The following is a 13,220-nucleotide window of genomic DNA, read 5'->3' as shown; positions in this document are numbered from 1 at the left end:
ATTTCAAAAAATCCTTCAAACAAGAACAATTTCTGGCTCCGGTACAAAACCGAATTTCCGATGAACCGCTTCAGTTATCACTTCCATCAAATACACAATGTCGGAAGCCTTAGCCTGATTCTGGTTCAATATCATATTGCCATGATGAGGAGAGATAATCGCTCCCCCATGCTCTGTTCCTTTCAAATTCAGCTGATCCACCAGTGAGCCAGTGGCTACACCATAATCATAATTGTTCTTAAACACAGAACCACATGACGGATAGTCGAAATGGCGTTTGCCAGTCCGATATTTAATAATATCAAGCATAGATTCCGGTGTTGGAATGCCTTTTCCTGCAAGAGCATGAACTTCTCCCAGGAAAAAGGAAAAGAACTGCGGAAGTGATGACGGATGGTTTCCTCTCTCCTTCCAAGCCGGCACCAGGCTAGAGACATACTGGATTTGCTCCTCGGAATGAACAGGAATATTCAGATCAGCCCCGACAATAATCCATGGGTGATGCTGGAAAATAGACTGTTTGTATGCAAAATCACACTCTGCTGAGGGAATGGATTGAACCGACATCGCTCGGGAAGATAAGTCGATATAATAAACGGTATCAATAATATCGCAAATTTGGCGGTGATTGTATTTTGCATTCATATAAATGCCTGCCCCAAGACAACCGGGGAGCAGGAACGTAAAGTCTAACAAATCTGTCCCGCCGCTAAGTCCCATTAAGGAGAGCAGTGACATCGGGGTACCGGCAGATACAAACCACTTATCACCCTTTGTTTTCAGCTCGGTAAATCTCTTGAGAGAGACAAAGACCATCTCCGGATCCGGCTGATCAGGAAATAAAATATTGGATCCCATGCCAAAGGTGTACCAAGGCAACCCTTGCTTCTTGCAATCCTGATACAACGCAGCCAGGTCGTCTGCCGTCTCGGGTAGCGCCACATAATTGGCCGCTCCACCAATGCTATACGTAGAGAAGCTCGACAGCGGTATATTACGCAAGCATAACCGTTCAACAGCGGATGTATGTAAACTCATCGGTGTCATGTCACTCCTCTAAAAATATTTCGTCTTGATTCATCAAGGGTAATTACGATGATCTATCTATATATATTTACGTTTCATAATTATGATGGAAGCTCTTGACCCATGTCAATTCATTCACAGATTGCTTCCCATTAACAAACTAAACAGCCCCTTGAAAAGGGCAACAAGATGCCGACTTCCAAGGGACTGTGTTTCTAACTGTCTGGATTACTTCGGAGTGGATAGAACTCTCAACATCACAACAAATTCTTCTTGTTCCGCGCCCTCGTATTGACTATATTCCTCAAGTGCATTTCCGCATTCACAAGAGATCTGATCCGAGCCATAGTTATCTGTACCGAAAACAAAGATTATTCAAGAAAGTCTTTTAATCGTTTGCTTCGGCTAGGATGTCTTAGTTTACGAAGCGCTTTGGCCTCAATTTGACGGATACGCTCCCGGGTTACCCCAAATACCTGACCCACTTCCTCAAGCGTTCTCGTTCTACCATCCTCAAGTCCAAACCGGAGACGAAGAACATTCTCTTCCCGCTCCGTCAGCGTATCAAGCACTTCTTCCAGCTGTTCTTTCAACAGTTCAAAAGCTGCTGCGTCTGCTGGAGCGAGCGCATCTTGGTCCTCTATAAAGTCGCCCAGATTCGAGTCGCTCTCTTCCCCTACCGGAGTTTCAAGAGAAACCGGTTCCTGAGAAACTTTAAGAATTTCCCGTACTTTTTCGGGGCTGATATCCATCTCTTTACCGATCTCCTCAGGAGTCGGCTCACGCCCAAGATCTTGAAGAAGCTGGCGCGAAATTCTTACAAGTTTATTGATCGTCTCAACCATGTGTACAGGAATACGTATCGTTCGTGCCTGATCAGCGATTGAACGGGTAATTGCCTGCCGGATCCACCATGTGGCATATGTGCTGAATTTAAATCCTTTAGAATAATCAAACTTCTCAACAGCTTTGATCAGACCCATATTACCTTCTTGAATGAGATCAAGGAATTGCATGCCTCGTCCCGCATAACGTCTTGCTATGCTGACAACCAGACGAAGGTTGGCTTCGGCCAATCGGCGCTTCGCTTCTTCATCACCATCATTGATTCTTTTTGCAAGTTCTATTTCCTCATCAGCTGAGAGTAGCGGAACACGTCCAATCTCTTTCAAATACATACGAACCGGATCGCTGATCTTGATGCCTGGAGGAAGCGTAAGATCATCCTGTACCGAAAAATCCTCTGTTGGAGAGCTCGCTGTTTTTTCCGGTTCCACAGCCTCACGTTCCATTGCGAAATCCGCACCGTGACGGTTTTCCATTCTATGCCCCCCTGTTGACATTTCTGATATTTTATGCTAATCTTATTGTAGATTATTATGACTTCAAGACAATAATTGTTTATGCGTCATTCTATCATATTAATACTATGTTTTCAACTTTTAAAAAATGTAAGGACAACAACCGATCTCAATCGAGATCGGTTTTTTTATTGATTAATATGAACCTATGAAACATTAGTATGTTTATATTTTTAATCGCTTACTGATATAGTCATTCATTCCTGTCATTAATCATTTGAGGTTGCTGATTAACTGCTTAGCTTCAGTGTTCAACTGATTTACATCAGGACCTGTTACCGGCTGATCATTGATGTTGTACTTTTGTTTCAGACGTAAAGTGGTCAGTACTCGTTCATCCAACACCTCTTCAGTGATTCGCTTGCTTTTTACAGCTTGAATTAAAGACTTAATTACAGCTTCTTCCTTATCATACTCATGCCCCACCAGAACAATGTTAGTTCCCGCCAATATCGAACGGATGGCTGCCTCACCAATCTCAATCTCGCCCGCTCCCACAGCACCCATCGTCATATCATCAGTAATGACAACCCCCTTAAATCCGAGCTGTTCGCGGAGTAACCCTGTTATGACAGGCTTTGAAAATGAAGCAGGAGTTTTAGGATCGATCTTCGACATAAGCAGGTGGGAGACCATCACAACGTCAGCCCCTTTATCAATTGCATCCTTGAACGGAACCAATTCCAGATTATTCAGACGTTCCAAGTCATGTTCAACTACGGGCAGACCAAAATGGGAATCGACGGACGTATCTCCATGGCCGGGAAAATGCTTCACTGCCGGAACAACACCTGTTTCTTGAATTCCTTTCATGGCGGCGATCCCAAGTCTACCAACCTGTTCGACACTACTGCCAAAGGAACGATCTCCGATGACCGGATTATCCGAATTGCTGTTCACATCAAGCACAGGAGCAAAGGCCATGTTCAAACCGAATCCGAACAGCCTTTTCCCGATTTGACTGCCGATCTCTTGAGCTAGCGCGGGATCATTGTTCTCTCCGACTCTACCGCTCGAAGGCAGCTTTACAAACGGTTCGGGCATTCGAGAGACCCTCCCTCCCTCTTCATCAATACTCATCCACAGCGGAATTGGATTACCGGCATTCGCTTTCTTTAAACTGTTAAAGAGCTCTACCGACTGGCTTGTGCTTTTCATATTGTCCTTGAAAAAAATAAATCCTCCAACATGATATGTATCCAGCAGTTTACGGGAGGAACTGTCCACCGCTGTACCTTCCATACCGACAATAACCAACTGACCTACTTTTTCTTCCAAACTAAGCTCATTCAGCTGTGTAAGCGCAGAATCATTTGAATCGTCAACAGGCTTGTTGGCAACTAGATCTTTCGTCTGTGATTTCCCCTCTTTAACTCCATTTGAAACTATAGGGCCATCACTGGTTTCAGATTTCGGCGGTATCTGTGCTTCGTCTCGAACTGTCTCCGAATTTGCATTACACCCGGCGATCCCAAGAATTAGCAGACACATCAACACACTAATATATATACAACGCTTCATGATACACCTTCCTTTTATGTACCTTATTTGTTGTCCTACTTCTAGAAATATTCTTTGATGTCCTTCCTGACAATAAGAAAAACAGCCTGATAATGCAATTCAGACTGTTTTAGTAACTGATATTCAACTATGATCAGGAAAAAGAGGGCTGATTTTTGATCCATGACATGGCAAGTGTTCCTTCGCCCGTATGAACACCGACAACAGGGATAAACGTCATAATCTCAGTTTTAAGAGACGGATGCAAACCACTCAATTCTTTTTCAATTTCTTTGGCTTCTTCCTCATTGTTTGCATGCATGATACATACCTTTTTAATTTTCTGAATGTCAAACTTAAGTGTTTCCATCATTTTCTGTTTGGCTTTCTTGAAGGTCCGGATTTTCTCTTCGACTACCACTTTACCCTCTTCAAAACGAAGCAGCAAATGAATACGCAGCAGATTACTTAGCAGCAATTGAGTGCCTGACACTCGCCCGCTACTGTGCAGACGATGCAAATTTGCCGGAATAAGATAGAAGGACGTATTTTCTACCATGGTCTCGATCTTTTCCTTAATTTCATGAACCGAATGACCCAGTTTATGCCAGCTTATTCCCGCCATTACCATTTCACGTAGCGGAAACGCGCCGAATCTGGAATCGATCCCAACAGCAGGAACCTCTGCGATTTCTGCTGCCTGCATGGACGTATTTAGAGTACCGCTTAACTCCGAAGAACAGTGAATTGCGATAACATCATCATATTTCTCTTTCAATGACTCATAGAGCTCAATGAATTCGCCAATCGGTGGCTGTGAGCTGCTGACTTTCGATTCATGGCGCATTTTCTCATAGAAATCTTCTGCCGATATATCTATGCTCTCTTTATATATCTCTTGCCCAAGAATAAGGCGTAAAGGAACGATATAAATATGATTCTCTCTGGCAAATTCCGGATCTATGGTGCTTGTGCTGTCAGTTACCCATGCAATGGATCTCATTTCTGATCACGTCTCACTTTCGTGTATTTCAAACATAAGTGTGGCAAGCGATTTATGTTGTTAATAGAAATAATATATCAACCTTACCCCCCATGCAAATGGAAGTAATTATCCATCTACCGTTTCCCCGTGAATATCCATGTTTCTTCTCCTAATCATAAAAAAATGAAGCTGACTCTATGGGTTAATCAAAAGACCCGAGCGCAGCTCCATTATCTTAACAATTTATATTTGTTTAACCGAGTTATAACCGCCTTCACCAAAGGACTGCAGTTCCATAATCCAATGTTCTTCTCTCTTGTTAACAACATCCTTTAAGTTGTAGAACGGATCATTGTTTGGTTTAAACACCTCAAGAATTTCAAACACGAAGGCATCTTCCCCATACTCGTTCCATTCTTGCTGCATACTTTTGTTTATACTTGTTCCCATTTGAAGTTCAAAACGTTTACCGTTAATCGTCTTAAGATTCGGTGTGCCGACTACTAGGATTTTACCGTTTTTCATATTCTTAATCGCATAAACACCGGCTTCAATCTTAATTTCCTTGTACATCTGTTGTAACTCTTCTCTTCGGTTCATAATTCTATTTCCTCCTCATCATAAAGAGTTATGAAATGAGCCAATATTTGCTGCCGTCTGGTTCACGGTCGATAAACCCGTATTCAATCAAAAACCGCCGTACGGTAACATAATCGTCATAAACACCCTTTAAAATCTCATTAACTTCCGATTCTGTATAGGTTTGCCCTGGCTGAAATCGGGTCGCTATTTCACGTAGAACAACGTAGCGCTGCTTTTCCTTCAGTTGAAACTTTGTCAGCTTCCCGTCCGTACCTGACGGAAACAATTTAGTCAAAATTTCCACTCGCTCTTCTTCCGTTACATTGTATCTTTCATCCACCATTTTGGCATTTTTGTGCATAGGCACAAAAGAAGGCGCGTGAGCGTCTTTTTCCTTCAACAATTCCATTAATGTTAACAAAACTTTGGCTTGGCGTTCTTTCTCCTTCAACGCAAACCGGTGGTTCCGAATCGTTGAGGCGCTTCCGATTCCTGTTTCCTTTTGGACCTCCGCATCGCTTTTTCCCTGATAGAACAATTGCAGCAGACGATTTTGGTGATCTGTAAGGCCGGTCAGTTTCTTGTCTAGACCGGTCAGATATTGAAACACAGAGCCATGTTCACGCTCCACATGTAAGGCAATATATCGCTTTGGCTCATAGAGCAGACCGTCGTCTGGATAAATGAGTCCCTTTTCAATCTCTCTGCCGCATAACAAACACACCCATCGATGATCTTCCTCAATAAAACCTTGTTTTAATTCTTCAATTGTAGCATTCCAAAAACGCTCTTGAAGTTCCATGTGACTGACACCTTCCTTCATTGATGATAATTATATAGACACAATATAATTTTGTCTATAGTAACACATCCAAATACGATTTAGTTTTTTTATAGAAACATTATCCTTTCTGAGTGACATGTAACCTGATAGAATAGAGAAGTTGCTGCTGAGAATAGGAGGTACCTACATGCGAATAATGCAACAGTCGGCAAAAGAGTGGCGTGAATGGCCACGCAATATAAAACTCTTTTTTCTAGCCAACGTACTTTACCAGATCGGTACAGGCATGTTCGGCGTCCTATACAATCTATACATAAAAGGTTTAGGTTATCCGGATTCGATGAATGGAACCGTCGTGAGTGTCCAGTCTCTAGCGACCGCCCTCATGTTCATTCCAATCGGATTTTTAGGTGACCGCGGCAGCCGCAAAAAAATCCTGGTGATGGGTGCCTTATTAAGTGGCATCGGCCTTATGGCCAGGTCACTGTTGGAATCTGAATCGAGTTTGCTTAGTCTTGCAGTATTTACAGGACTCTTTTCTTCCTTTTTTCAAGTATTGGCGATTCCATTTCTTGCCGAGAATACAGCAAAATCTGCCCGCATGCGTATATTCAGCTATCATGCTTCGCTCGTCCTCGCTGCGCAAGTGCTGGGAGGTATGGGCGGCGGTTTTTTAGCGGATTTTATACAGCTGTTTGGAGCAGATCATGTGCAAAGTCTAAAAATCGTATTGATGATCGGGGGAGCTTGTACTTTTGCTGCCTTTATTCCACTGTTGTTTACGACCGATTCCAAATTACAAGAAACAGTTGTGCCTGAGCCAGCTGTTATATCTGGGGAAACCCAGTCAAGCAGCGCCCGTGCCGACTTCAAGATTATCGGACAGTTTGCATGCGCACAGCTTCTCATTGGATTAGGCTCAGGTCTGGTCGTTCCGTATCTGAATCTGTACTTCACGAACCGGTTCTCCATATCTTTATCTGCCGTAGGGATTCTTATCTCACTCGGACAAGTTATGACTATCGTGTCTATGTTGATCGGTCCACTACTTGTTAACAAGGTCGGTGCCGTACGGGCCGTAGTCAGCTTTCAGATACTATCCTTGCCGTTTCTGCTACTTACGGGTTTTACGAATATTTTCGGCGTCGCTGCTATCGGCTTCCTCTTCCGTCAGGCGCTCATGAATGCTGCCAACCCGATTCAATCTTCCATTCTGATTGATCGGGTTCCAGACCATCGAAGAGGTATCGCTAATTCATTTACACAGACAGCATTTATGCTTGGATGGGCAACGATGGGACCTGTACAGGCTATGCTCGTTACGAATTATGGGAGCTATTGGGGTTATGCCATTACGTTCTGTATCACCGGTACACTCTATGTGGCCTCGTCACTGCTCTATTACCGGATGTTCCGGGAACGAAAGAAACGGGGCGTCTCTACGCTTCCATCAGCTCTATAGCCAATAAGGGGATGTCCCAAAAGGAGAAGTGACGATGCAGGAATAACCTCCTACACCGTCATTTCTTTATTTTCCGTATCCTTTTTTGATTAAAGTGAGCATACTTCTCGACGAGACGTTTAATTTCTTATCTTGACGTGTATACCGGTCGTTCCGGACTAGGCTCGGCTTGAATCCATCCAAAGGCAAGAAGTAGAATAATGGCTATCATCGCTGCCGGCAGAACCAAGCGCCAAGATTGTGCTAACAACTTCATCGCGGGGTAAGAAAATGCAAGGATCAAAGACGCGATCGCCGAGCTGAACAGGCTAATGCTTGGAGGCATCATGATAAACAAGATATGGAAAAATGATGTAAACATGAGAACCGGGATAAGAAGCGTACCCAAGATAACTACCGGGTGATTTACGATTTCCATCGGTCTACGAGACCAAATTGCCCAAATCAGCGCAATAAAATGAGCTAAAAGCGGTATAGTGAATAAATAACTCGCACCTGGCAGCATCCATGTTGATCCGATAAGAAGCAGAAGGAACAGACACATACCGCTAAGCATCATGTCCACCTCGTTGAATTTCTTGATCACCATGCGGAATAACACAACGTTCACGATCAGAGCAACTAATGTAAAACAAACACTATAAAGAATGGCATCATACGTTGCCCCAGAGAACATGGTCATTTTATGCGCCCAACCAGCAAATATAAGCTGCCATAATCCGTAGGAAAGTCCAACAGAAAGCAGCATAGAACCAATTGTTATCAGAAGCGCAAGCAATGATCCCTTCAGAGTAAGCAACGCTTTACGTGCAAAATAAATAACAAAGAAAAGCCATATTCCCGCAAAAATGACGGAAATAAATACACTCCACGAAGCAGGGTAGTAAATCAAAATCCCAAACAAATTGAAATAAATCTGATTTCCTGATTCCAGATTGGACAAGTCTATATTACCGAAGTGCTTCGCGACGGCCAACGCATTGTCCCCTTGATGCTGCATCGTCTGTAAAGAAACATTATCGACATTATCCATCGGTGTGTGATAAGCAACCCAGCCATCACCGTAGGCGAAATTTAGTCCCGGCAGTCCATTCTCCAGAGCAACCGTCAAATCTGTATCATTCGGTAGCTTCTTATAAAGATCCACCAAAAGTGAATTGCTTACCGGATTCATAACAGCCTTACTATACTCTTCAATCAGACGACCGTTTCCTTCACTGGTCTGAAACATGAAAGACGAACCTTTGGAGCCTCTGGCCTCAAAGTTAGCGACCATTCCTATGCTCTCCCGGTGTTTCAGATCTTGAAAAAACACCTCGGCACCTAGCAGCCCCCTTTCCTCCCCATCCGTCAGCAAGATCCATATGTCATTCTGAAGCTTAGGACCGGCTTGTAAAGCTCTCGCTGTCTCTAGAAGTGCTGCAACACTCACTGAAGCATCGTTCGCTCCCGGACCAGCTGGTACAGAATCATAATGTGACATAAGCAGCAGTGGTTTACCGCCACCAGATCCTTTTATCACTCCCAATATGTTCGTAAGCTCTATATCTGCATCAAAATATTTCGTTTTCAATCGACCATTAAACTCCAGCAACTCCGGATTTAATCCCAAATGCTCCATTTGTTCCATCAGATATACTCTGACTCCATTAATGGCTAGAGATCCTGTAGGGTGAGGGTACTTCGCGATATTTTCTACGTGACGCATTGCCCGCTCTGACGAGAAGACTAAATCAGAGGCTTCTTCGCTCTTGGCTTGAGGCGGTCTCTCTGACCATAAAATCAGAAAAACAGCCAGTATTAAAGTTCCAGCTACGATGAGTGTAAGAATAATCGGCCGACCTTTTCGTGGCTGTTTTCTCGTTACAATCTCCATTTCGGAATCCTACTTCCTAATTTATGAAGTTACTTTCACCTAATGGTGTCAGCCCCCATAGTTTAATTCCAATTTTTACCTCCGTCAAGAACCATAAATATATATATTTTATATTTGCTTTGTTATCGCATTGTTTTCGCTGTGTTAACTTTCAGTTTTCTTTCAGTTGTTCTTAAGAAAGAAATCAGGAATGGTTGATACTATGAATTTCGTACCCGGACACCAAGGTTCCGGCGAGGAAACCAATTGTAATTTTTTTTAGAAAAGAGGTGTGAATTGAATGAATTCAACGTTGAAATATCGACATGAGATGAAATTTTTTGTGAACCAACACCAATATCAGATTATTTCTACACGGCTGAGAAATCTGGTGTCACGTGATCAGCATGCAAGTCCTTCAGGCGAATATCATATCCGCAGCTTATATTTTGATGATATTAACAACAAGGCCCTTCATGAGAAGCTGGGCGGTATTAGAGACCGGGTGAAGTATCGCATCCGAATCTACAATATCGAGGACACCACGATTCATTTCGAAAAGAAGATCAAATTCAGAGACTACATCGCTAAGGTAAAAGAACCTCTCACTAGGGATATGACCGACGAGATTATAGCAGGACAGTTCGAAGGACTAAACGTTCCGGACAAGCCTCTCTTTACGGAGCTTTATTATGAAATGAAACACAATCTGCTGCGTCCGAAGGTCATTGTTGACTATGTTCGCGAACCTTATGTCTGTCATCACGGAAACGTGAGGATCACGTTCGATAAAGAACTGCGGAGTGGCCTGCACTCCACTGAACTGTTTAACAAAAATCTGGATCCTGTTCGGGCGATTGATGAGAATCTCATTATTATGGAAGTTAAATACGACGAATATATACCGGAATATATCAAAGCGGCACTCCAACTGGAAGGCTTGAATAGACAATCCGCAAGCAAGTACGTCATGTGCCGTAAATTTCTAAAATATAACTCTTGGGAGGATTATTAATTCATGGACACCACAACGACCAATAAATCAACCAATTTCTCGGATATTATTAAAAAATCAGTTATGGAAAATTTCGTTTCCGACATCACCATTTCCCAAATTCTAATTACACTTGGTATCGCTTTTGTTATTGCACTCTTCATCTATCTTTTATATAAGCGAGTATTCAGTGGAGTCTTGTATTCCAAAAGTTTTAACGTTTCGTTAATCGGCATGACGATAATTACAGCCATGGTCATTATTGCAATCAACTCTAACCTCGTCTTGTCACTCGGTATGGTCGGCGCATTATCCATTGTTCGATTTAGAACACCGATTAAAGATCCGACTGACCTCATCTTTCTGTTCTGGGCTGCTACGGCCGGCATCGTTACAGGCGCAGGTTTCTACACTTTGGCTATATTAGGTTCTGTCATCATTGGGTTAATCCTGTTCTTCTTCATTAAGAAAGCAACTGTTGATACCCCGTACCTTCTCGTCATTAACTGTGACAATGATTCCAGTGAACAGGAGATTCTCAAGACAATCACGAGTGTAGTCAAACGTTATAACGTGAAGCAAAAAACCGTAACCCCAGGAAACATTGAAATGACACTCGAGGTTCGTCTTCAAGACGAAGAAGGCCGATTTGTAAATCAAATTTCTGAGATGCATGGCGTTAAAAATGCAGTGCTGATCAGCTATAACGGAGACTATGTATCCTAAGACAGGTGGTGTCAGGAAGATGCGATCAAAGCTTAAAGCGATTCTCCTGTTCCTCTGTTGCCTGCTGCTTCTATTTAGCGTAACGGGCTGTGAGCTCACAAGCAGCACTTCGGATACAGCGGAATCAACTGCAGATGGAACAACAAACACTCTTTCCGAGGAGGAACTTGCCGCTAAAGAGGAAGTGTTCCCGAAAGACAAAGTGATTGATGTGAAAATCACGCTGGATGAAGCTGATTTTCAGGACATGCTGGATAATGCCAGCGACGAGGAATTTAAAGAAGCATCCGTTAATTATAACGGTCAGCAGTTTGATCATGTCGGCATTCGTACCAAAGGTAATCTGAGCCTGCGAAGCGTCGTCAATTCAGACTCCGATCGATACAGCTTCAAGATTTCTTTTGACGAATATATTAATCAGCAATTGAATGGTATCAGCAAAATCAATCTGAACAACAACTACAGTGATGCTTCGTATATGCGCGAGTTCTTAACTTATGAACTGGCAGAGACTGTTGGGCTTCCGACACCTGGTTTCTCTTATGTTAATGTATATGTAAATGACGAACTCTGGGGATTTTATCTGGCGATCGAGCAGATTGATGAAGCTTATCTGGCCCGGAATTTCGACACCACGACCGGTGCACTGTACAAAGCTGAAATGATGGGTTCCGGCACTGATCTAATGTGGTATGGAAATGATCCTGATTCCTACACCGGACTCGTCAAGAAATCAAAAAAATCCAATGATAAACTATTGATCAATATGCTGGATGAACTTAACAACGGATCGGATTATGAAAAAGTACTAAATGTAGATAATGTGCTGAAATATGTGGCACTCAACGTGGCAGCTTCCAATATGGACAGTTACATCGGTTCCAATAAACAAAACTACTATTTGTATGAGGATAATGGAATTTTCAATGTCCTACCTTGGGATTACAACATGGCATTTGGTGGTTTTGGAGGCTCAGATCTGCTGATTGATGAACCCACTCAAGGAGCTCTTGCCGAGCGACCGCTCATAGCTAAACTTCTGGAAGTCGATGAGTACAAGGAAAAATATCATCAGATTCTCAGTGATATGATAAATGGATATCTGAAGGAAGAAAATTTCACATCCAGAGTAGAGGAACTTCAAGAGCTGATCTCTTCCCATGTGAAGAACGATCCCAGACCTTTCTTTTCTTACGAAGAGTATGAAAAATCTTTACCCACTCTCACCTCCTTCTCAGCAACCAATGTGGAAAACATTACAAAACAATTGGATGGCACGAGCCCTTCTTCAGGTGACGGCAGCGGAAGCGGTGGCGGTATGGGACCAGGCGACGGTGGAAACCGCGGTATGGGCCGAGGGATGAATAGTGAAGGTGCCGAAGGCAACACCAATACCAATACGGGCAATGCTGCCGGCGCAGACGGTGTGCCAGCAATGAATGGAGCGCCCGATGCTGCTAATGGGCAAGCAGCTCCCCCTACTCCACCAGGTGATATGCCTGAAGGTATGCCGGGAGATATGCCAGCCGATGCTATACCGCAGGTACCGGAAGGTAACAACACAAACAATGCAACACCACAAATACCAGAAGGTAACAATACAAGCAATAATGCGGACAGCAATGTTGATCCAAATGCAGCGAATACACCTAATACTGCTGATACTCAAACTGAGACTCCTAAAACCGGACAGCAGAACAATCGTCAAGGTGGATTTGGCGGTGAAATGAACAATGGTCAAATGGGCGGACAGATGCCGGGAGGCCAAGGCGGCGGTGGCTTTAAACCGGACGGTTTCGGCCGCGAAGGAACTCAGCAGCAGGGCAGCGGTCGTGAAGCACTTTATACAGGAATCGCTATTGTCATACTTCTTTTATCCTGTGTGTTCGTTACGCTCTACAAACGCAAGCGACTATAATCGGATATGAAAATAATAAAAGAACCA

Annotated in this window: 11 protein-coding genes; 4 read left to right on the top strand and 7 right to left on the bottom strand. The window is 43.3% G+C overall.

Going from position 1 to position 13,220, the window contains the following annotated elements:
- Nucleotides 1–15 precede the first annotated feature (15 nt).
- The 6 genes from AC2TF5_RS10605 to AC2TF5_RS10580 all read right to left on the bottom strand — a co-directional run bounded on the left by AC2TF5_RS10605 (nucleotide 16) and on the right by AC2TF5_RS10580 (nucleotide 6,256).
- On the bottom strand, nucleotides 16–1,038 hold the full coding sequence (locus AC2TF5_RS10605; protein ID WP_491302118.1) for a UDP-N-acetylmuramate dehydrogenase: 1,023 nt from the start codon (nucleotides 1,036–1,038) through the stop codon (nucleotides 16–18).
- A gap of 359 nt (nucleotides 1,039–1,397) precedes the next feature.
- Complete coding sequence (gene rpoD / locus AC2TF5_RS10600; RefSeq protein WP_491302862.1) at nucleotides 1,398–2,318, bottom strand: RNA polymerase sigma factor RpoD; 921 nt, start codon at nucleotides 2,316–2,318, stop codon at nucleotides 1,398–1,400.
- A 282-nt stretch (nucleotides 2,319–2,600) separates the two neighbouring features.
- Nucleotides 2,601–3,908, bottom strand: coding sequence for a beta-N-acetylhexosaminidase (gene nagZ / locus AC2TF5_RS10595; protein WP_491302117.1), 1,308 nt, complete (start codon nucleotides 3,906–3,908; stop codon nucleotides 2,601–2,603).
- A gap of 133 nt (nucleotides 3,909–4,041) precedes the next feature.
- A complete protein-coding gene (locus AC2TF5_RS10590) occupies nucleotides 4,042–4,890 on the bottom strand; it encodes a DegV family protein (protein WP_491302116.1) in 849 nt (282 codons plus the stop codon).
- 225 nt (nucleotides 4,891–5,115) lie between these two features.
- The gene (locus AC2TF5_RS10585; RefSeq protein ID WP_491302115.1) at nucleotides 5,116–5,472 is read right to left on the bottom strand and encodes a GIY-YIG nuclease family protein; all 357 of its coding nucleotides are present in this window, start codon (nucleotides 5,470–5,472) and stop codon (nucleotides 5,116–5,118) included.
- A gap of 28 nt (nucleotides 5,473–5,500) precedes the next feature.
- The gene (locus AC2TF5_RS10580; protein ID WP_491302114.1) at nucleotides 5,501–6,256 is read right to left on the bottom strand and encodes a DUF2087 domain-containing protein; all 756 of its coding nucleotides are present in this window, start codon (nucleotides 6,254–6,256) and stop codon (nucleotides 5,501–5,503) included.
- Between the two features lie 169 nt (nucleotides 6,257–6,425).
- Between AC2TF5_RS10580 and AC2TF5_RS10575 the strand changes: the two genes are divergently transcribed.
- Nucleotides 6,426–7,700 carry an MFS transporter gene (locus AC2TF5_RS10575; protein ID WP_491302113.1) on the top strand — a complete coding sequence of 425 codons (1,275 nt, stop codon included), beginning with the start codon at nucleotides 6,426–6,428 and terminating at the stop codon, nucleotides 7,698–7,700.
- A 127-nt stretch (nucleotides 7,701–7,827) separates the two neighbouring features.
- Here AC2TF5_RS10575 and AC2TF5_RS10570 read toward each other — a convergent pair whose 3' ends face one another.
- Entirely contained in the window at nucleotides 7,828–9,576 is a 1,749-nt protein-coding gene (locus AC2TF5_RS10570; protein WP_491302112.1) for a M28 family peptidase, read from the bottom strand.
- Nucleotides 9,577–9,856: 280 nt separating this feature from the next.
- Between AC2TF5_RS10570 and AC2TF5_RS10565 the strand changes: the two genes are divergently transcribed.
- From AC2TF5_RS10565 to AC2TF5_RS10555, 3 genes are read left to right on the top strand one after another with little or no spacing between them, the layout of a single operon-like run.
- Nucleotides 9,857–10,570, top strand: a complete 714-nt coding sequence (locus tag AC2TF5_RS10565; RefSeq protein WP_491302111.1) for a polyphosphate polymerase domain-containing protein — start codon at nucleotides 9,857–9,859, stop codon at nucleotides 10,568–10,570.
- Between the two features lie 3 nt (nucleotides 10,571–10,573).
- Nucleotides 10,574–11,275: a DUF4956 domain-containing protein gene (locus tag AC2TF5_RS10560; RefSeq protein ID WP_491302110.1), complete on the top strand. Its 702-nt coding sequence runs from the start codon at nucleotides 10,574–10,576 to the stop codon at nucleotides 11,273–11,275.
- 19 nt (nucleotides 11,276–11,294) lie between these two features.
- The gene (locus AC2TF5_RS10555; RefSeq protein WP_491302109.1) at nucleotides 11,295–13,193 is read left to right on the top strand and encodes a CotH kinase family protein; all 1,899 of its coding nucleotides are present in this window, start codon (nucleotides 11,295–11,297) and stop codon (nucleotides 13,191–13,193) included.
- The last annotated feature ends 27 nt before the right edge of the window (nucleotides 13,194–13,220 follow it).

This window comes from Paenibacillus sp. JNUCC 34 (assembly GCF_058269055.1).
The sequence above is the reverse complement of the archived record's forward strand: the minus strand, read 5'-3'. Positions and strand labels throughout refer to the sequence as shown.

Bases quoted from the DNA above. Each gene is read 5' to 3' on its own strand.
- nagZ (WP_491302117.1), bottom strand. From the start codon at position 3,908: ATGAAGCGTTGTATATATATTAGTGTGTTGATGTGTCTGCTAATTCTT.
- AC2TF5_RS10605 (WP_491302118.1), bottom strand. From the start codon at position 1,038: ATGAGTTTACATACATCCGCTGTTGAACGGTTATGCTTGCGTAATATA.
- AC2TF5_RS10590 (WP_491302116.1), bottom strand. From the start codon at position 4,890: ATGAGATCCATTGCATGGGTAACTGACAGCACAAGCACCATAGATCCG.
- AC2TF5_RS10555 (WP_491302109.1), top strand. From the start codon at position 11,295: ATGCGATCAAAGCTTAAAGCGATTCTCCTGTTCCTCTGTTGCCTGCTG.
- AC2TF5_RS10585 (WP_491302115.1), bottom strand. From the start codon at position 5,472: ATGAACCGAAGAGAAGAGTTACAACAGATGTACAAGGAAATTAAGATT.
- rpoD (WP_491302862.1), bottom strand. From the start codon at position 2,318: ATGGAACGTGAGGCTGTGGAACCGGAAAAAACAGCGAGCTCTCCAACA.
- AC2TF5_RS10580 (WP_491302114.1), bottom strand. From the start codon at position 6,256: ATGGAACTTCAAGAGCGTTTTTGGAATGCTACAATTGAAGAATTAAAA.
- AC2TF5_RS10575 (WP_491302113.1), top strand. From the start codon at position 6,426: ATGCGAATAATGCAACAGTCGGCAAAAGAGTGGCGTGAATGGCCACGC.
- AC2TF5_RS10560 (WP_491302110.1), top strand. From the start codon at position 10,574: ATGGACACCACAACGACCAATAAATCAACCAATTTCTCGGATATTATT.
- AC2TF5_RS10565 (WP_491302111.1), top strand. From the start codon at position 9,857: ATGAATTCAACGTTGAAATATCGACATGAGATGAAATTTTTTGTGAAC.
- AC2TF5_RS10570 (WP_491302112.1), bottom strand. From the start codon at position 9,576: ATGGAGATTGTAACGAGAAAACAGCCACGAAAAGGTCGGCCGATTATT.